Genomic DNA, 19,587 nt, shown 5'->3' with positions numbered 1-19,587 from the left:
CGAGTCACCCCCCGCGCTGATCGTACACGTGTTCTAATCGATCCGGATTGGCCGTGCGGCGTGCCGCCGCGACCGGGCGGCCCGCTCCGGGCGGTACCGTGGCCGGGTGACGACCCAGACACCGGTTCCGCCGACCGCCAAGCGTGTCCCGACCGAGCGCGTCCACCACGGCGACACGGTCGTCGACGACTACGCCTGGCTCGCCGCCAAGGACGACCCGGACACGATCGCCTACCTGCAGGCGGAGAACGCCTACACCGAGGGTGCCACGGCACACCTCGCCGCGCTGCGCGAAACACTGTTCGGCGAGACGAAGCGGCGTACTCAGGAGACCGACCTGTCGGTACCGACCCGCAAGGGCGACTACTGGTACTACACCCGGACCGTCGAAGGCCAGCAGTACGGCATCCACTGCCGGCTTGCCGTCCGGCCCGGCGATTCGGCCCCGCCGGCCACTGTCGACGGCGTGTCGATCGACGGCGAGGAGATCCTGCTCGACGGCAACGCCCTCGCCGAGGGGCATGACTTCTTCGCGATGGGCACCTTCGACGTCAGCCCGGACGGCCGCTGGCTGGCGTACTCCACCGACTTCTCCGGCGACGAGCGCTTCACCCTGCGGATCAAGGACCTGGCCACCGGCGAGGTGCTGCCCGACGAGGTGCCGTCGACCTTTTACGGCACCGCCTGGTCGGCCGACGGCAGCGCGCTGTTCTACCTGACCGTGGACGACGCGTGGCGGCCGTACCGGGTCTGGCGCCACCAGATCGGCACCGGCGCGGACCGCGACGTCATCGTCCACCAGGAGGACGACGAGCGGTTCTGGGTCGGCGTCGAGCTGACCCGCTCCGAGCGGTTCATCCTGATCGACGCGCACAGCAAGACCACCAGCGAGGTACGGGCACTGCCGGCCACCGACCCGACCGCCGAGCCTGTGGTCATCGCCCCGCGCCGGCAGGGGGTGGACTACTCGGTCGAACACCATGGGCACCGGTTCCTGATCCTGCACAACGACGGCGCGGAGGACTTCGCCCTCGCGTACACCTCTGTGGACGCCCCCGGCGACTGGGTGCCGCTGATCGGGCACACCCCCGGCACCCGGCTCGAATCGGTGGACGCGTTCGCCAACCACCTGGTGGTGTCGCTGCGTACTGACGGACTGACCGGGCTGCGGGTGCTCCCGGTCGGCAGTACCGACACCTTCGACATCGAGTTCCCCGAGCCGATCTACAGCGTCGGGCTGGACGCCAACCCCGAGTACACCACCACCAGCCTGCGGATCCGCTACACCTCGCTGATCACCCCCGACTCCATCTACGACTACGACCTGGTCACCCGCGACCTGGCGCTGCGCAAGCGCAAGCCGGTGCTCGGCGGCTACGACCCGGCCGGCTACGAGCAGCACCGGGAATGGGCGGTCGCCGACGACGGCACCCGGGTGCCGATCTCGGTGGTGTGCCGCGCCGGCACCCCCCGGGACGGTTCCGCGCCGTGCGTGATCTACGGGTACGGGTCGTACGAGATCAGCATGGACCCGTGGTTCTCGGTGCCCCGGCTGTCGTTGCTGGACCGTGGCGTGGTGTTCGCCGTGGCGCACGTGCGGGGCGGCGGTGAGCTGGGCCGGCGTTGGTACGACGACGGCAAGATGATGGCCAAGAAGAACTCGTTCACCGACTTCGTGGCCTGCGCCCGACATCTGGTGAAGGCGGGCTGGACCACCTCGGACCGGCTGATCGCCCGGGGCGGTTCAGCCGGCGGGCTGCTGATGGGCGCGGTGGTCAACCTCGCCCCGGACGCGTTCGGCGGGATCGTGGCGCAGGTGCCGTTCGTGGACGCGCTGAACACGATCCTCGACCCGACGCTGCCGTTGACGGTCACCGAGTGGGAGGAATGGGGCAACCCTCTGGAGGACCCCGACGTGTACGCGTACATGCGCTCGTACACCCCGTACGAGAACGTCGCCGCCGTCGACTACCCGCCGATCCTGGCCGTGACCAGCCTCAACGACACCCGGGTCTTCTACCACGAGCCGGCGAAGTGGGTGGCGAAACTGCGCGCGGTGGCTCCCGGCGGGTCGTACCTGCTGAAGACGGAGATGGGTGCCGGTCACGGCGGCCCGAGCGGGCGCTACGACGCCTGGCACGAGGAGGCCTTCGTCACGGCCTGGATCCTGGACCGGGTGGGGCTGGCCGGCTGACCCGGCCGGCGGACGGGACCCGCCGTCGCCGCGATGACGTCGGTCGCGGCGGGTTCCCGACGGCCTGGGATTATGGTTGCTGAGCAACGAACTCCCGGTCCTGCGCGGACGACAGCAAGTGGAGTACCGTTCGAGCGGAATGGCTGGAGGTCTCGAATGTCCCTGACGGTGCAGACGGAGCAGCGTGGCGACGTCGTCGTCGTGTCGGTCGGTGGTGAGTTGGACATGGCCACCGCACCCCAGCTCCAGGACCAGATAACGGATCTACTGGACAAAGGTCGCAGTCGGCTGGTCTTCGATCTGGCCGACGTGTCGTTCTGCGACTCCACCGGTCTGTCGGTCTTCGTCCGGGCGAAGAACGGGTGCGACGAGGCCGGCGGCGTTGTCCGGCTCGCCGCGCCGCAGCGCGGGGTGCTGCGCATCCTGGAGGTCAGCGGCCTGGTCGAGGTCCTACAGACCTTCCCGAGCGTCGACGAAGCGGTCTCGGCGCCACAGCCGGCTGCGGCCGACTGACCGAGGCGGTGCCCGCCTCGTCCTCGATCCAGCGGGGCCGGGCGATCGCCCAGCCCGTACCGGTCTGCACCAGCAGCGCCACACCGAGCAGCGCGATCGGCACCAACCAGCCGCCGGTCTGCTCGTACAGCAGACCGACCGAGAGCGGGCCGAGCGCGGCGATCAGGTAACCGGTGCTCTGGGTGAACGCCGACAACGACACCACGCCGGCCCCGGTCCGCGCCCGGAGCCCGACCATCGCCAGCGCCAGCGGGAAGGTGCCCTGACCGAGCGCGAGCAGCACCATCCACACCAGGGCACCCTGGTACGGCAGCCAGAGCAGCCCCGCGTAGCTGAGTGCGGACGCCACGGTGGTGCCGAGCACAAGCGGCCGCAGGCTCGACATCCGGGTGGCCAGCGTCGGCATCAGCAGCGCGATCGGCACAGCGACCGCAGTGACCCCGGCCAGCAGCAGCCCGGCGGTCTCCGGTCGGAAACCGGCGTCGCGAAACACCTGCGCCAGCCAACCCATCTGGGCGTACGCGCCGAACGACTGTGCGCCGAAGAAGCCGGCCATCAGCCAGCCGAGCCGGGTCCGGCCCGGTCGGATCACGGCCGTCGCGCCCGGCCGTGCCAGCGGTCGCTCGCCGACGGTGCCGCTCGCCGGTCGCTCGCCGACGGTGCCGGGCGTGCCGGTCGCCGGGCGTCGTCGGTCCCGCCAGGCGACCGGCACCCAGAACGCTGCGGCGGCGACGGCGATCAGCGCCCAGAAGCCGAGCCCGGCCCGCCAGCTGCCGGCCGCGTGGGCGATCGGGACCGCGGTACCGGCCGACACCGACGCACCGATCGTCAACGACATCATGTACGCGCCGGTGACCAGGCCGGCCCGGTGCGGGAAGTATTGCCGGACCAGCATCGGCAGCAGCACGTTCGCCACCGCGATTCCGGCCAGGGCCAGGGCGCTGGTCGCCACGAACAACCAGGCGGAGCTGATGGTGACCCGGAGCAGTTGACCGGTGGCGAGCGCCGCCATCGAGGCCACCAGCAGCTGCGGTGGCGAGAATCGGCGGACCAGCCACGGGGTGAACGCGCCGACCGAGGCGAAGGCCAACGCCGGCAGCATGGTCACCACGCCGGCCAGCAGGCCGGACAGTGCCAGGCCGGTACGGACCTCGTCCAGCAGCGGGCCGAGGCTGGTGATCGCGAGCCGCAGGTTGAGCGCGACGAGGATCATCGCGATCAGCACCACGACTGTGCCACGCCGGGCGGCCCCGGTGGTCGCCGTCCCGGCCGGTGCAGTGGCCGGCACCGGCTGGATCCGCCCAGTCGTGGTTGGCCCAGTCGTGCTTGGCCCCGACACGGCCCGCCCCGATGAGGTCTGCCTCGGCATGGTCGACCCCGGTGCGGTCCGGGTAGCCGGGCGGCCGGTGAGGGCGGTTGGCGGAGTCATGTCGACCATCCTAAAATCATGGGATGATTTATGGTCGGGTGATGTAACGGATGACACCCTCGGCAGCTTCCCCGTCGGCACCTGCCGGCCGGTCCGGCACTTCCCGCAGGTCCCGGCAGACTCTGGTCCGCCAGGCGATCGACTCGTTGCGCGAGCAGATCGCCGCCGGCGACTGGCCGCTCGGCACCCGGATCCCGACCGAACCACGGCTGGCCGAGGCGCTCGGCGTCGGGCGCAACACGGTCCGGGAGGCGGTACGCGCGTTGGTGCACGCCGGCGTGCTGGAGTGCCGACAAGGCTCCGGCACCTATGTGATCTCCACCGACGAGTTGGCCGGTGCGGTGGCCCGCCGCTGTGCCTCCGCCGAGTGGCGGGAGACCGTGGAGGTCCGCCGGGCGTTCGAGGTCGAGGCGGCCCGGCTGGCGGCGCAGCGGCGTACCCCGTCGGACGTGGCGTCGCTGGACGCAGCGCTGGCCGACCGCGAGGCGGCCTGGCGCGGGGGCGACCTGGCCCGGTTCGTCGACGCGGACCTGACGCTGCACCGGGCGATCATGGCCGCCTCGCACAACGTGATGCTGTCCGAGCTGTACGACTCGATCGGCGCTGCGATGCGGGCCACCGTCGCCGAGGCGGTCGGCCCGGACCTGCACCCGGACCGGCACGTCGACCACGCCCGGCTGGTTGCGGCGATCCGCGACGGTGACCCGGAGCGGGCGGCCAGCGAGGCGGCCGCCTACCTCGGCACCGACTGACTCGCGACGCTCACGCAAGACTGACCCCGCGACGCTCACGCCCCGAGGGCCGGACCCCGGGGGGCGGGGCCCGGCCCTCGTACTGACCAGCGGCGTTGCGCGGTAGTGGCGCGCTGCTTCGGTGCTGCTGCGGATCGGTGCGGTGGGTCAGCTGTTCCAGTGCTGGGCGACCAGCTCGGCGGCCTGGGTCTCCCACTGCGCGTAGTGGAACGGGAACGCCGACACCTGGACGGTCTGGGCGGCCTCGGTCAGCGGCATGTCCTGCCAGCCGTCGACGGCCCTGAGCCCGTTCAGGAACGCGGTGGTGGAGTACTCGACGTCGGTGATCTGCTCGACGGTGCCCCAACCCGACGACGGGCGCTGCTGGAACAGGCCCTGCGAGTCGTGGTCGTTGCGGTCACCGAGGTGGCCCAGGTTCTCCAGCTTGGACTCCTGCAGGGCGGTGGCGATGGCGACCACGGCGGCCCGCTCGTCCATGCCGGCCTTCTTCGTGGCGGCGATGATGCCCTTGACGTTGTCGGTTTGCTCGCCGGACAGGGTGATGCGGGACTGTTCGCCCTGCACGCCGTGCGGGGTCAACTTGCCGGTGTCGACGCGGTCGCCGGTGGCGCCGGTGTCACTCGTGGTGACGGCGGTGTCCGTGGTGGCAGCCCGGACGCCGGGGGTGTGCTGGGCGGCCAGAGCGGGGGCGGCGATCGCGCCGCCGGCCATGGCCAGCCCGGCGATGCCGAGGGCGGTGTTCCGCAGCTTGTCGCGGAGGGTACCGGTGATGATCGTGTTCATGGGGGGTCCACCTCTCCGTGCCGGGGGATCGCCGTTCCAGGTGGTGCGGGGGCGGACCATGCACAACGACAGCCGGTCACCAGGCATTCCACCCCGTGGCCGGGGTCGGGCAGCGGGGCGTGCGCCGGCGGGGCGGGCAGATCGTCGCGGTAGGTTGTCGACCGATATTCCGCTCAGCTGCCGGGAGTGCCCCTCATGATCAACGGCTTCAAGAATTTCATCCTGCGCGGGAACGTTGTCGACCTGGCGGTCGGCATCGTCATCGGTGCGGCGTTCACCGCCGTGGTGACCCAGTTGACCAAGTCGTTCCTGGAGCCGTTCATCAGGCTGCTGGCCGTACTGCTGACCGGCGAGGAGGGCATCGGCGGTGCTGGGTTCACGGTCCGTGGCGTCGTCTTCGACTGGCCGGCCTTCGTCAACGCGGTGATCACCTTCGTGCTCACCGCCGCCGCGCTGTACTTCCTGGTCGTCATGCCGATGAACCGGCTCGCGGAGCGTCGGCGTCGGGGCGAGGAGCCGCCGCCGGCCGCGCCGAGCGAGGAAATCAAGTTGCTGACCGAGATCCGGGACGCCCTGGTGACCCGCCGCACCGACCGGTGATTCAAAGAGCTATCCGTGGTTGCCTTGTTACTCCCAGCACTTGAAAAGTGGCGGCGACGGGACGTGATCTGCGTGACACTTGACGCATGGAGCAGCTAGCCGGGATCACGTCCCAGGACTGCGCAACCCCTACCCGACCTGTCGCCGACCTTGGCCGACCGACCGCCCAGCCCGCTGGTGGGCGGGCGGTAGCCACCCTTGTCCGACCCCGCTGCGACGACCCCACCTGCGGTACCTGCTACCAGCGGCCGGAGACGGACTGACCGCCGTGCCCGGGTCGGTCGCCCGATCCGGTGGCCACCCGCCACTGCCGTATCCTCTCGAACAGATGTTCGATAGGGTCCGTCGGGTGGAGCAGCGTAAACACTGGTGGAACGGCAGTTGGGGACGGCTGGCCCGGCGGGACGTGTTCCTCCGCGCCGACGCCGACAGGTGGTTCGTCGAGGCCCGGGTCGGCGGCGCCGAGGGCAGGTCCCGGTTCACCGAGTACGACACCGAGGAGTCCGCGTACGACGCGGTCCGTCGCCTGATCGACGGCCCCGGCGCCTGGCGCGAGGTCTCCGACGGACGGTTTGTCGCACGCCGACACGGGGAACCGGACGTCCATGAACGCGGCTGACGCATCTGTGACAGACCGGATCACCACCGGCATGCCGGTGGTCGACGCACGGGGCGAGAAGATCGGCACGGTCGCCCTGGTCCGTCCGGCGGATCCGAACGCGGTGACGGTCGAAGGCGCCGTCGATCCGCAGGACGCGATCGGTGACGAGGTGCCCCACCCGGAGGTGGGCGACGAGCCAGCCACCGCGCCCGACGTGGCGGCCCGGCTGCTACGTACCGGCTTCATCAAGATCAGCACGACGGAGCCGGCGGCGCTGCCGGGCGGTGTCGGCTACGCCAGCGTCGAACAGTTGGCGGCGGTCGACGCCGGGGTGGTCCGTCTAGCGGTGCCCCGGTCCGAGGTGACACCACCGGCCTGACCGGCGGTATGGTCACTGACCGGACCGACAGGTGGGTGGCGGGCCCCGACCCGGCTGCGAACCGGGCGGTCTGGCCGGCTGTGGACCTGGCAGTCCGGCCGGCTGCGACCTTGGGCGGTCCGGCGGGTGGTCCGCGACGGTGGGAGGCGACGTGGCGCGCGGTGGTGTCTTCTGCATCGAGGGGCAGTGGCATCGCGACCTGAACGAGCGCGGCTCGGTGCTGCCGACCCTGGAGCTGCTGGAACGGCTCAGCCGGATCCGGTTCATCCACCGCGACGCCGCCACCCCCGACGAACTCGCCTACTTCCTGGACCGCTGGCTGCTGCGCCAGTACGCCGACTACCGGGTCGGCTTCTTCGCCATGCACGGCGAGCCGACCAAACTGTGCCTGACCGAACGGCACCACGTCGACCTGGACGACGTGGCCGAGCAGATGGCCGGCCGGTGCGCCGGCAAGCGGCTGTACTTCGGCAGCTGTTCGGTGCTGCGCGCCTCCGACGCCCGGATGCGCGAGTTCCTCGCCACCACCGGGGCCTCGCTGATCTGCGGCTACACCCGGGAGGTCGACTGGGTGGAGTCGGCGGCGTTCGAGACGGTGCTGCTCGACGTGCTCGCCAACGGGGTCTACAACAACGCCGCCGAGCTGCGGATGGGCTCGTCGCACTGGGCGCCACTGGCGGCGTACCTGGGCTTCCGGATCGTCTACGCCAACGGCCGGACCTGGCGCCCGGCCGGCCGACAACGCGCGTCAGCCGGCCGGCAGCCGGGACCGGCGGGGCCCGAGCAGGCAGCAACCGGCACCCAGCAGGTGCCGATACAGGGCGGCAGGGCCAGGAGCGGCGCGCGGAGCAGGCCTTCGGGCATCGCACGGAAAGATCGATAGCGAGCCAGGTCCACCTGGCCGAATCTGCTTGCGGTCGAGCGCGATTCTCCGCCGATTCCGCCGTTTCATGACACTGGTCATGATCAATTGAGAAGTGGTCGGGCGGGTGCTGTCGAGTTGTCGACTTCCACCCTGGACTGTGACGCGCCGATGCCGGAGGATCGGGGGCGTGAGTTTCGCTTCTTGAATCTGTGAGGTGACACGTTGAGCGATCCGAATGAATTTCGACAAGTGCTGAAGCAAATGCGAATGCAGCTCGGGATGTCTCAGGATGCGCTCGGTGCGGAGGTGCACATCAGTGGTTCCCAGATCGGGAACTACGAGTCAGGGCGGTCGATCCCACCCGACGACGTGCTGGCTGGCCTGGTCGCTGTGCTCAAGGCGGGGCCCGAGCTGCAGGAGCTTGCCGAGCGGGCACGCGGTGAGGCGGTCGCGCCCTGGCTACGGTCCTGGGTGGAGAACGAGCGCCGAGCGGCCATCATGCGTACCTGCCATGCCAATCTCGTCCCCGGGCTGCTGCAGACCGAGGCGTACGCCCGGTCGGTGATCGCGGCCGGGCCGCACACCGAGGTCCAGGTCGAGGAGATTACCCGGGAACGGATGGCGCGGCAGGCGGCGACCCTGGGTCGCGAGGATCCGTTGCTGTTGCACGCGATCATCGGCGAGGCGGCGCTGCGGATCGGTGACTCGGTGATCATGAAAGAGCAGCTGGATCACCTGGTCGGGGTGGGATTCCTCCCCAACGTCGTGGTGCGGGTGGTGCCGTTCTCGGCAGGGCCGCATCCCGCGCTGACCGGCGCGTTCGAGATCGCCACCCTGATCGAGGGAGCAACCGTCGTCTACCGGGACAGCGTCGACGAGGGAGAGGTGGTCACCGGGCTTGCGACCGTACGCAACGTGCAGCGAGCATGGGAGTTGGTGTCCGCACGGGCGCTACCGTGTGACCTGTCCCGTGACCTGATGATGAGGGTGGTCGATGACCATGAGCACCGAATTGAACTGGCGAAAGAGCACCCGGAGCGGCACTAACGGCGGGTCCTGCGTGGAGGTGGCCGATAACCAGCCGGGTCGGGTGTACGTCCGGGACACGAAGGACCGCGACGGCGGAACGCTGGCCTTCGTGCCGGCGGCCTGGCGTGGGTTCGTCGACCTGGCCAAGCGGGCCGGCTCCGCAAGCTGACCGTATCAAGATCAGGTGAGCGCTATGGACCTCACCCCGCTGTTGAGAGGTCCATAGCGCTCACCTGATCTTGGGATGTCGGTCGGGTCAGCCGCCCACCAGCCGAAGCTCGTCGTGCAGACTGCGGGCGACGTACGCCATCGAGGCCTCGGCCGCCGGCTGCACCATCGCCGGCACCCGGGATTCGGTCAGCGCGGCGACCGCGTAGATCTGGCCGTTGGCGTGTTCCACGACGCCGATCTCGTGCCGCAGGTTGAGCAGGGTGCCGGTCTTCGACGACCAGCGGGCAGCATCGGAGCTGAAGTCGGGCGCGAGTCGCTGTCGCAGCACGTTGTCACCCATCAGTTCGCGGACCCGGCCGGCAACCTGTTGGTTCATCGTGGCCGGCAGCCAGAGTTCGTGCAGGAGGTCGACGAAGGCGCGGGCCGATCCGGTACTGGCCCGGCTGACGTCGAGTTGGGCGACCGGGTGGCCGTGACCGGCGGTTGCCGCGCCGATGGCCAACGACTGCGCCAGGTGACTCTCCTGCGGGGCGAACCGTTCGGCAGGGGTGTCGGTCAGGTCACTGATCGGGTGCCGGACGATAATTCCGGACAACCCGAGCCGGCGCAGCCCGATGGTGACCTCCGCTGGCGGCGTGAGGTCGAACAACGCGTCGGCGGCGGCACCGTCGCTGATCGCCGTACTGAGATAGAGCAGGTCCTCGAGGGCCACCGTGGCCGGGTGGCGGAACTTGCTCAACCCGGTCGGGCCGGGCACAGCGACCCGGTTCGGGCGCACCAGGGTCAGCGCCGCCGGATCGAGTTCCCCCCGGTGGATCCGGTCCAACGTGACTACCGCCAGTGGGACCTTGACCAGCGATGCCGCCGGGAACTCCAGGTCGGGGTCGATGCCAAGTTCGTCGCCGGTACGCAGATCTCGGACCAGGACGGAGCCACGGAGTCCCGCCTCGTCGAGGGTGGCTCGTGCCAGCCGCAGCACCTTGGCGACGCCCATACCTTCCTCACCGTTGCTCGTCGGGCGGGGCACCGAGGCAGGTCCGCACTACGGCGTCCGGTAGGTCGTGCAACCGCCGGGCGTCCTCGGCCAACCCGGCCGCGATGTCGTAGCCTCGGGCGAACACCTGCTCGCCGATCGGGTGCCAGCGCAGCCCGAGATCCCGGGCCTGACTGGCCGAGCAGAGCAACAAGTCGCCGCTGTCGCCGCCGTACACGTCGGCGAGCGCGGCGACGAGTCCGGTGGCGATCCTGACCTGCGCGGGTGCCAGACCAACGGACTGGGCGAGGCGGACCATCCGATCCCGTACATGCGGGACGTCGTCTTCAGGCTGAATCCAGATCCGGTTGCCGGCCCGGTCACGCCGAAACCGACCAGGGCGCAGCGCGGCGAGGAAGATCGGGTCGGCGGCGTCGCCGGTGGAGCCGTCGGACGAGCCGGCAAGCCCCAGCGGTACCTGCCACCGGCTGCCGTCGGGTGCCACGGCGAGCAGCGCCGCGCGTACCTCCAAGCCGTGGACCAGGTCGGCGCGCTCCGCCGGATCGGCGGGGACCAGATCCAGTTGCAGGCCGTCGGTCCGGGCTTCGGTGACCAACCGGGCCAGCCGCCGGGGCGGGCAGATCGCCGGAACGGCCAGCCGGAGCGGGCGCAGTCGGGCCTGCTCGGCGTTGTGTTCCAGGGTGTCCGCGAAGTCGACCAAGCGCCGGGCCGAGGGCAGCACGTCCCGCCCGAAGGCGGTCAGGGTGACGGCGCGTGACGAGCGGTCGAACAGCCGGGCACCGAGGTGCTGTTCGAGGGTGGCGATCCGCCGGCTGGCCACGGACTGCGGGATGCGGGCCGCCGCAGCGCCGATGGTGAAGCTGCCGTGGGCGCTGACCGCAACGAAAGCCCGGCAGGCGGCCACCACGTCCACGGCAGCTGATTCTATGCCCGGTTCTATGCCGAATCAGCATCAGAACGCGCACCGTCGTCTTTTACCGCATCCGACTCCTCTGCCAGGCTGACTGACATCCCAAGTGCACCTGGAAAGGATGCTTCGCATGACCTTGCGTACCTGTGTCCGTATCGCCGTCGCGGTGGTGGCGCTCGTACCGCTGGCGGGCTGTGCGACCTCGGGGTCGCCCGACGCCGCCCCGAGCGCTGTCGGGCAGCCGACCACGACGGCGACCACCGGCGCACACCTGGTCGAGCTCCGACGCCTGGAGGAAAGCTTCGACGCCCGGCTCGGCGTCTACGCCGTCGACACCGGCACGGGCCAGACTGTCGAACACCGGGCAGACGAGCGGTTCGCGTACGCCTCGACCTTCAAGCCACTCGCCGCAGCCGCAGTGTTCGACCAGACCACCGGCGCCGAGCTCGATCAGGTGATCCGTTACACCGCCGACGACCTGGTCACCTATTCACCGATCACGGAACAGCACGTCGACACCGGCATGCCGCTGCGCGACATCGCCGACGCGGCGATCCGGTACAGCGACAACACCGCCGGCAATCTGTTGCTGGAGCAGCTCGGTGGCCCAGACGGCTTCGAGAAGCGGCTGCGGGAGATCGGCGACGACGTGACCGATCCGGACCGCTGGGAGACCGAGCTGAACGACTACACCCCGGGCGACCCCCGGGACACCAGCACCCCGCGGGCGCTGGCCGGAAGCCTGCGGGCGTACGCCGTCGGCGACGCGCTCGCCACGGACGACCGGGACCTGCTGGTCGACCTGTTGGTGGCGAACACAACCGGTGACGAGCTGATCCGGGCCGGCGTGCCGGATGGCTGGCGCGTCGGAGACAAGACCGGTGCCGCCGGATACGGCACGCGCAACGACATCGCCGTGATCTGGCCGCCGGCCGGCCAACCGATCGTGCTGGCGGTGCTTTCCGACCGGGAAGGCCCGGATGCCGGGTACGACAACGCGCTGATCGCACAGGCCGCGCGGGTCGTCGTCGCCGAACTGCGGCCGTGAGATCCGGGTCCGGCTGTGAGACCCGGGTTCGGCCGAGAGACCCGGCCGGTCGTAAGACCCGGGTGGTCCGGACCCGGGTCAGTCGGGTGCCAGGCGGTGGGTGAGTGCGGTGTGCCGGCGGCCTGCCCCGGCGGTTCGGACCGCGATCGCGATCGCCTTGCGCGAGCCGACCAGCACGACGAGCTTCTTCGCCCGGGTCACCGCCGTGTAGAGCAGGTTGCGCTGCAGCAGCGTGTACGAACTCATCGTCACCGGGATGACCACCGCCGGGTACTCGCTGCCCTGTGAGCGGTGCACGGTGATCGCGTACGCGTGCTGCAGCTCGTCCAGCTCGTCGAACTCGTACTCGATGTCCTCGTCCTCGTCGGTGCGGACGGTGAGCTTGCGGTCCTCGGTGCTGACCGCGGTGACGACTCCGATGGTGCCGTTGAAGACTCCGGCGGTGCCCTTGTCGTAGTTGTTGCGGATCTGGATGACCTTGTCGTTGATCCGGAACACCCGGGCGCCGTGCCGCCGCTCCGGCCGGTCGTCGCGCGGCGGGGCAAGCGCCTCCTGCAGGGCGGTGTTCAGGTTGCCGGCGCCGGCCGGGCCCCGGTGCATCGGGGCGAGCACCTGGATGTCGCGGGCCGGCACCCGGAACTTGCGCGGGATCCGCCGGGCGACGATGTCCACCACCAGGCCGGCGACCGCCTCCGGCTCGTCGGCCGCGAACAGGAAGAAGTCGGCCATGCCGTCGGTGCGCGGCTGCTCGCCGGCGTTGATCCGGTGCGCGTTGACCACCACCCCGGACTCCTGGGCCTGCCGGAAGATCCGGGTCAACCGGACCTGCGGTACGGCCGGGGCGGCGAGCACGTCGCGCAGCACCTCGCCGGCACCGACCGACGGCAACTGGTCGACGTCGCCGACCAGCAGCAGGTGGGCACCGGGTGCCACCGCCTTGACCAGCTTGTTGGCCAGGATCAGGTCGAGCATCGAGGCCTCGTCGACGACGATCAGGTCCGCGTCGATCGGGTTGTCCCGGTCGTACGTCGGATCGCCGCCCGGCCGCAGTTGCAGCAGCCGGTGCACGGTTGCCGCCGGGTGACCGGTGAGCTCGGTCATCCGTTTCGCCGCCCGGCCGGTCGGCGCGGCCAGCACGATCTTGGCACCCTTGGCGGCGGCCAGCGTGATGATCGACTTGACGGTGAACGACTTGCCGCAGCCCGGCCCGCCGGTGAGCACCGCCACCTTCGAGGTCAGCGCCAGGCGTACCGCCTGCTCCTGCTCGGGGGCGAGGTCGGCGCCGGTGCCGGCGCGCAGCCAGGCCAGCGCCCGGCCCCAGTCGACGTCGGCGAACGCCGACAACCGGTCGGCCCGGTGGTGCAGCAGCCGCAGCAGGCTGCCGGCCAGTGAGCATTCGGCGCGGTGGAACGGCACCAGGTAGACGGCCGGGATGATGCCGCCCTCGCTGGTCGGGTTCGGCACCGCCTCGCGTACCACGCCTTCCTCCGTGACCAGCGCGGTGAGCGCGTCGCGGACCAGTTCGACGGCGACGCCGAGGATGCCGGCGGCGTCGGTGCACAGGTTGGGCTCCGGCAGGTAGCAGTGGCCGTGGTCGGCGGCCTCGGAGAGGGTGTACTGGATGCCGGCCTTGATCCGTTCCGGGCTGTCGTGCGGGATGCCGACTGCCTGGGCGATGGTGTCGGCGGTCTTGAACCCGATGCCCCAGACGTCGGCGGCCAGCCGGTACGGCTCGTTGCGGACGACCGAGATCGACCCGTCGCCGTACTTCTTGTAGATCCGTACGGCGAGCGAGGTGGTGACCCCGACCCCCTGCAGGAAGATCATCACTTCCTTGATCGCCTGCTGTTCGATCCACGCCTTGGCGATCAGGGAGGTCCGTTTCGGCCCGAGACCGGGCACTTCGACCAGCCGGCCAGCCTCTTCCTCGATGATTCGTAGCGTGTCGGCGCCGAAGTGGGCGACGATCCGGCCGGCCATCTTCGGCCCGATCCCCTTGATCAGGCCGGATCCGAGGTACCGCTCGATGCCCTGCACGGTGGCCGGCAGCACCGTGGTGTACGAGTGGACCTCGAACTGTCGGCCGTACTTCGGGTGCGACCCCCACCGGCCGACCAGCCGGATGCTCTCCCCCGGCTGTACGCCGAGCAGCGAGCCGACCACGGTCAGCAGGTCGGTGCCGGACCGGTCGGTGGCGACCCGGGCGATGGTGTAGCCGGTCTCCTCGTTGGCATAGGTGATCCGTTCCAGGACCGCCTCCAGCACCGCTGCCGGGTGTCGGGCCGGGTGCGCGGCCGGGGGCGTGGCTGGCGGCGTGGTCGGGGGCGCTGCGGAGGGCGTGGCCGGGGCGGCGGTGGGTCCGGTGGTGGCGGTCACCGGTCGATTATCCGACCGGCGTGTCGGCGTACCCGCTCGCCTGCAGCTCGAACAGTTCCCGGTACAGCCCGTCGGCGGCGAGCAGCTCGTCGTGCGTACCGGCCTCGACCAGCCGACCCGACCGCAGCACGTAGATCCGGTCGGCCTGACGGACGTTCGCCAGCCGGTGAGTGATCAGTACGACGGTCCGGTCCGGCCGGCGGCGGAGCTGCTGGAACAGAGCGTGTTCGGCGCGGGCGTCCAGCGCCGCCGACGGTTCGTCGCAGATCAGCAGCGGCGCGTCGCGGTAGATGCCGCGGGCGGCGACCAGCCGCTGCCACTGGCCACCGGACAGGTCGTGGCCCTCCCGGAAGTTGCGGTCGAGCAGCGTCCGATACCCCCGGGGCAGGCTCTCGATCATGTCGTGGGCGGTGGCGGCCGTCGCGGCGTCTACCATGGACGGCCGTACCCGGTCGCCCGCTGCCTGGTGGTGGTCCGGACGACCGGGCTCAGCCTGGTCGTGGCCTGGCCGGCCGATGGTGATGTTCTGCCCGGCGGTGAACGGGAACCGCCACCAGTCCTGGCTCACCACCGCGACCTGGCCGGCGAGCCGCTGCGGGTCGATCTCGTCGATGTCGACGCCGTCCCAGCGGATGGTGCCGCTGCTCGGCCGGTACAGCCCGGCGATCAGCTTGGCCAGCGACGACTTTCCAGAGCCGTTCTCGCCGACCAGCGCGACCACCTCACCCCGACGCAGGGTCAGGCTGACTCCGTCGACCGCCGGCCGGTCGGTGTCCGGGTAGCTCAGGCTGACGCCGTCCAGCTCGATTTCGTCGTACCCGCCGATCCGCCGGCCGCCGGCCGGTGGCACCTGCCGGTCGGCGCGGGCCAGGAAGTCGCGGTAGTCGCGGTAGTACAGCGCGTCCTCGTACAGCGCGTTGGTGGCGTGGATGGCGGTGTTCAGGTTGGCCCGGGCCGCCTGGAGCGCGATCATCGCGGTGGCGGCGGCGGCCAGCGGGATCATGCCGACTAGGAGCAGACCGCCGAGTACGGCGTAGACGACGAAGGCAGCGGTACCGCTGAACGCACCCCCGACGACCCGGGTGCCGGTCTGCGCCCGCACCAACCGCAGCTGGGCCCGGGTCTCGGTGGTCATCGTGCGGTGATACTCGCCGAGCAGGAAGTCCCGCATCTGGTAGGTGCGGATTTCCGCAGCGGTGTGCCGGTTGGCCATCAGGTGGGCCAACATCCACATCCGCCGCCGCCGGGTGATCCGGGCCAGCAACGCGAGGTACTCGCGGCGGGCGATCCGAATGGCGGTGACGGCGGCCGGTACCGCCGCCAGCAGCAGACACGGCAGCAGCAGCGGCTCGATGACGGTGACCGCTGCGGCGGTGGCGGCCACCCCGACGACCCCGGTGGTGAGGTTCACCGCGTCATCGACAATGGACGCCGCTTCGACGGTGCCCCGGTCGCGGGCCCGGTCCATCTCCTCGGCGAAGCCGGCGTCGTCGAACGCGGCCAGCTCCACCGACGTGGTGGCCTCGAACAGCCGTAGCTCGGCCCGGTAGGTGACCTGTGGCATCAGCCGGGCCTGGGCCCAGCCGGCGGCGATGGTCAGTCCGCCCCGGGCCGCCACGGCGAGCGCGGCGACGGCGAGCGCCGGGGCGGCCGCGCGGATCCGGTCCGGCGTCGGCCCGGAGGCGAACAGTTCCCGCAGTACGCTGCTGGTGGCCAGCAGCCCGAAGGTGGTCATCACCCCGGCCACGACGTTCAGCCCGATCGCGGCGACCGTGTCGCGTGGGCTCACCGACCAGGCCAACTTGACCGCCTCGGCGAGGATTCCGGGCAGCCGGCGGGCGACCGTCCAGAAGCTGGTCTCGGCGAACCCGCGGGCGTGGTGCATCCAGTCCGCGTCGGCGAGTTCGGGCAGCGCCTCGCCGTCGTCGGGGAAGCCGTCGGATGGTTGCGCGGCAGCGGAAGCTTTCTGCTGAATAGGCCACATACGTCCGAATCCTTTGTCGTCGGCCTGCCGCAGGGGCGGACGGAACGTAGCGTGGAGGCTACTGAAGGATATGTGGTCGGTGATGCCGGTGAGTGTCGTACCGGCTATCCATGGCAAACTTTCGATCGGCTGGCGAACGGCCGCCCACCGCGCCGGTGGCGAACGGCCGCCCACCGCGCCGGTGGCGAACGGCCGCCCACCCCGACGGAAGAAGGCCACCGACCGATGGACCAGCAGCAACTGCAGACGCTCCGACAGCTGTACGTGCGACAGCGCATCCGGTTGATGGTCAACCAGTACGAGGTCCGCGCCGTCGGCCCGGACGGCGCACCCGGGCCGCTGCTCGCCTTCGCCCAGCAGAAGCGGCTGGCCTTCCGCGAACAGGTCACCCTCTACGCCGACGACCAGCGCCAGCGGCCCGTACTCGGGTTCAAGGCCCGGCAGGTGATCGACCTCGGGGCGACCTACGACGTGACGGATGCCGCCGGCCACCCGATCGGACTGTTCCGTAAGGACTTCGCCCGGTCGCTGCTGCGCTCCACCTGGCACCTGGAGCAGCCCGGCATCGGGGTGGCGACCGGCGCGGAACGCAACATGGTGGTCGCCCTGCTGCGCCGGTTCAGTGACCTGCTTTCCTGGCTGCCGTACCACTTCGACTTCACCATCGACGGCCAGCCGGCCTTCTCCGTGGTGCGCAGGTGGGGCCTGCGGGACAACTACCAGGTCGACATCCATCACCCGCAACTGGACCGTCGGCTGGTGATCGCCATGGCCGTCGCGCTGGACGCCCTGCAGTCGCGGTGACCCGCCGATCCTGCCCCGGGGCGGCCGGTGGTGCCGTCCCGGCAGCCGGGCCGGGGAGGCCGCTGGCGTACCGGCTTCACTAAGATATCGATTTGTGATGGCCGGATGTGGGCAAGCGACCACCAGTCTGGACCGGCGGCTGCGGCAGACCCGGGAGCGCCACTTCGTCGGCCGAGCCGCCGAGCTCGCCCTGCTGCGGCAGGCGTTGGAGCGCGCCCCCGAGCCGCTCGGAGTGCTCTACCTGCACGGGCCGGGTGGCATCGGCAAGTCCACCCTGCTGCGGTACTTCGGGGACGAGGCGGCCGCCGCCGGACGACGGGTGGTGCATGTGGATGGAAGGGCGGTCAGTCCGTCTCCGGCCCGGTTCGAGCTCGCCGCCGCTGATGCGCTGGCCGACGAGACGGCGGTGCTGCTGGTCGACTCATTCGAGCACTGCCAGGGGCTGGAGGACTGGCTGCGGGACCGGTTTCTGCCCCGACTGCCGGAGTCCGTCCTGGTGGTGCTGGCCGGCCGGGGCGGCCCCGGGCCGCAGTGGCGGGCCGATCCGGCCTGGCGTGACCTGCTGAAAGTGATCCCGATGGGCAACCTGTCCCGGGAGCACGCCGTCGCGCTGCTCAACCGCCGGGGCGTACCGCCGGATCTGCACCCCTCGGTGTTGTCGTTCGCCGGCGGCCACCCGCTGGCGCTGCGGCTCGCCGCCGAGGTCGCGGTCACCCACGAGGCCGCCGCCACCGCCGCCTGGCGGCCCAGCCTGAACGTGGTGGAGACCCTGCTCACCCAGCTGATCGGGGAGACGCCGTCGCCACTGCACCGGCAGGCGCTGGAGATCTGCGCGCACGCCCAGACGACCACTGAAGGACTGCTGCGGGCGGCCCTGGACTGCGACCCCGGGCCGATCTTCGCCTGGCTGCGTGAGTTGCCGTTCATCGAGTCCGACGCCCGCGGCCTGCGCCCGCACGATGTGGTCCGCGACGCGCTCAACGACGACCTGCGCTGGCGCGACCCGCAGGGCTACGAGACCATGCACCGGCGGCTGCACGCCTACCTGCTCGAGCAGGCGTTGGCCGCCACCGGGCCGGCGGTGCTGCCGGCGGTCGGCGCGATGATGTACCTGCAACGGCACGCGCAGGAGATCCGCCGCTACTTCACCTTCGCCGGCGAGGGCGAGGCCTACGAGGATCCGTACCAGCCGGCGGACCGGTCGACGGTGCTGGACCTCGCAGGTGAGGCCGAAGGCCCGGAGTCCGCCGCGCTGGTCGGCTTCTGGCTGGACCGCCGGCCCGAGGGCTGCCACGTCTACCGCAGTTCTGCCACCGGCGAGGTGGTGGGCTTCATGATCTGGCTGGACCTGGACGACCCGCAGCCGGCCGAGCTGGAAACCGATCCGGTCGTCGACACCGCCTGGCGGCACTGCCGGGCCAGCGCCCCGCTGCGCGGCCGCGAACACATCGGCCTGGCCCGGTTCATGGTGCATCGCCCGCCCTACCAGCGGCCGTCGCCGGTGACCGACATGATCCAGATGCGGATGCTGGCCCACTACCTGCATGACAAGGGTCTGGCCCTGCACTATCTGGTGCTGCACGACGCCGAGTTCTGGGGGCCGAACCTGGCCTACTTCGACGACCATCCGGTCGAGACGGTGCCGCAGGTCGGCGGACGCCCGTACCACCTGTTCTTCCACGACTGGCGGGTCACCCCGCTGATGCACTGGCTCGATCACAACCAGCAGCAACTGCTGTACGGGCTGCAGCCTCGTCCCGCCCGGCCCGGTGCCGACCTGCTGGTGCTGTCCCGCCCCGAGTTCGACGCCGCGGTCCGGTCCGCGATGCGGGCCTGGCGCCGCCCCGACGCACTGGCCACCAACCCGCTGGTCCGTACGCGGCTGGTCGCCGAACGTCCGGACGGCGACCCGGTCGACGCTTTACGGGGCGTCCTCGGCGCCGCGCTCGACGGCCTGCGTGACGACGTCCGGTCACACCGGGTGCTGGTCACCACGTTCGTGCACGGCACCCCGACGCAGGAGGCGGCAGCGGACCGGCTCGGTCTGCCGTACAGCACCTACCGGCGGCACCTGACCCGGGCACTGGACCGGATCAGCGACGCCCTGTGGCACCGCGAACTGCACGGCGGACCTGCACGGGCCCGACCGTAGCTG

Annotated in this window: 17 protein-coding genes and 1 pseudogene; 12 read left to right on the top strand and 6 right to left on the bottom strand. The window is 70.8% G+C overall.

The genetic code is table 11. The features are described 5' to 3' along the window. The first annotated feature begins 106 nt into the window (after positions 1-106). Both O7553_RS25695 and O7553_RS25690 read left to right on the top strand, forming a co-directional pair. A complete protein-coding gene (locus O7553_RS25695) occupies positions 107-2,194 on the top strand; it encodes a S9 family peptidase (RefSeq protein WP_281552158.1) in 2,088 nt (695 codons plus the stop codon). A gap of 156 nt (positions 2,195-2,350) precedes the next feature. Next, a complete protein-coding gene (locus O7553_RS25690; protein ID WP_281552157.1) occupies positions 2,351-2,707 on the top strand; it encodes an STAS domain-containing protein in 357 nt (118 codons plus the stop codon). Here O7553_RS25690 and O7553_RS25685 read toward each other — a convergent pair. Continuing rightward, entirely contained in the window at positions 2,625-3,995 is a 1,371-nt protein-coding gene (locus tag O7553_RS25685; RefSeq protein WP_281552156.1) for an MFS transporter, read from the bottom strand. The two genes, O7553_RS25690 and O7553_RS25685, sit on opposite strands and share 83 nt — an antisense overlap. Before the next feature lie 191 nt (positions 3,996-4,186). Here O7553_RS25685 and O7553_RS25680 point away from each other — a divergent pair, with 191 nt between their 5' ends. After that, positions 4,187-4,888 (top strand): FadR/GntR family transcriptional regulator, encoded by a 702-nt coding sequence (locus O7553_RS25680; RefSeq protein ID WP_281552155.1) that lies wholly within the window; start codon positions 4,187-4,189, stop codon positions 4,886-4,888. Positions 4,889-5,035: 147 nt separating this feature from the next. Here O7553_RS25680 and O7553_RS25675 read toward each other — a convergent pair whose 3' ends face one another. Then, a complete protein-coding gene (locus O7553_RS25675) occupies positions 5,036-5,671 on the bottom strand; it encodes a hypothetical protein (protein ID WP_281552154.1) in 636 nt (211 codons plus the stop codon). 195 nt (positions 5,672-5,866) lie between these two features. On the opposite strand from O7553_RS25675, the gene mscL reads away from it, so the two are divergent. From mscL to O7553_RS25645, 6 genes and pseudogenes are all read left to right on the top strand, one after another. Then, positions 5,867-6,271, top strand: coding sequence for a large conductance mechanosensitive channel protein MscL (gene mscL, locus O7553_RS25670; RefSeq protein ID WP_281552153.1), 405 nt, complete (start codon positions 5,867-5,869; stop codon positions 6,269-6,271). Positions 6,272-6,599: 328 nt separating this feature from the next. Continuing rightward, entirely contained in the window at positions 6,600-6,890 is a 291-nt protein-coding gene (locus O7553_RS25665; protein WP_278173204.1) for a hypothetical protein, read from the top strand. A gap of 7 nt (positions 6,891-6,897) precedes the next feature. Next, entirely contained in the window at positions 6,898-7,251 is a 354-nt protein-coding gene (locus O7553_RS25660) for a hypothetical protein (RefSeq protein WP_281552152.1), read from the top strand. 151 nt (positions 7,252-7,402) lie between these two features. After that, a pseudogene (locus O7553_RS25655) lies at positions 7,403-7,981 on the top strand (hypothetical protein); the annotation flags it as partial. A gap of 384 nt (positions 7,982-8,365) precedes the next feature. Next, on the top strand, positions 8,366-9,163 hold the full coding sequence (locus O7553_RS25650; RefSeq protein WP_281552151.1) for a helix-turn-helix transcriptional regulator: 798 nt from the start codon (positions 8,366-8,368) through the stop codon (positions 9,161-9,163). Further along, a complete protein-coding gene (locus O7553_RS25645) occupies positions 9,111-9,314 on the top strand; it encodes a DUF397 domain-containing protein (RefSeq protein WP_281552150.1) in 204 nt (67 codons plus the stop codon). The genes O7553_RS25650 and O7553_RS25645 overlap by 53 nt, the downstream gene beginning before the upstream one ends. A gap of 87 nt (positions 9,315-9,401) precedes the next feature. Here O7553_RS25645 and O7553_RS25640 read toward each other — a convergent pair whose 3' ends face one another. Both O7553_RS25640 and O7553_RS25635 read right to left on the bottom strand, forming a co-directional pair. After that, entirely contained in the window at positions 9,402-10,310 is a 909-nt protein-coding gene (locus tag O7553_RS25640; RefSeq protein ID WP_281552149.1) for a serine hydrolase, read from the bottom strand. A gap of 7 nt (positions 10,311-10,317) precedes the next feature. Further along, complete coding sequence (locus O7553_RS25635) at positions 10,318-11,223, bottom strand: LysR family transcriptional regulator (RefSeq protein WP_281552148.1); 906 nt, start codon at positions 11,221-11,223, stop codon at positions 10,318-10,320. A 127-nt stretch (positions 11,224-11,350) separates the two neighbouring features. On the opposite strand from O7553_RS25635, the gene bla reads away from it, so the two are divergent. Continuing rightward, positions 11,351-12,268: a class A beta-lactamase gene (gene bla / locus O7553_RS25630; protein ID WP_281552147.1), complete on the top strand. Its 918-nt coding sequence runs from the start codon at positions 11,351-11,353 to the stop codon at positions 12,266-12,268. 78 nt (positions 12,269-12,346) lie between these two features. On the opposite strand, the gene O7553_RS25625 is transcribed toward bla, so the two are convergent. Beyond that, a complete protein-coding gene (locus O7553_RS25625; RefSeq protein ID WP_281555753.1) occupies positions 12,347-14,533 on the bottom strand; it encodes an ATP-dependent RecD-like DNA helicase in 2,187 nt (728 codons plus the stop codon). 118 nt (positions 14,534-14,651) lie between these two features. After that, positions 14,652-16,628: an ABC transporter ATP-binding protein gene (locus O7553_RS25620; protein ID WP_281552146.1), complete on the bottom strand. Its 1,977-nt coding sequence runs from the start codon at positions 16,626-16,628 to the stop codon at positions 14,652-14,654. A gap of 225 nt (positions 16,629-16,853) precedes the next feature. Here O7553_RS25620 and O7553_RS25615 point away from each other — a divergent pair, with 225 nt between their 5' ends. Then, entirely contained in the window at positions 16,854-17,432 is a 579-nt protein-coding gene (locus tag O7553_RS25615; protein WP_281552145.1) for a hypothetical protein, read from the top strand. Between the two features lie 97 nt (positions 17,433-17,529). Further along, positions 17,530-19,584, top strand: a complete 2,055-nt coding sequence (locus O7553_RS25610) for an AAA family ATPase (RefSeq protein WP_281552144.1) — start codon at positions 17,530-17,532, stop codon at positions 19,582-19,584. The last annotated feature ends 3 nt before the right edge of the window (positions 19,585-19,587 follow it).

The sequence above is a fragment of the Solwaraspora sp. WMMA2059 genome, from assembly GCF_027497315.1.
GTDB lineage: Bacteria > Actinomycetota > Actinomycetes > Mycobacteriales > Micromonosporaceae > Micromonospora_E.
This window is presented reverse-complemented; position numbering and strand designations above follow the sequence as displayed.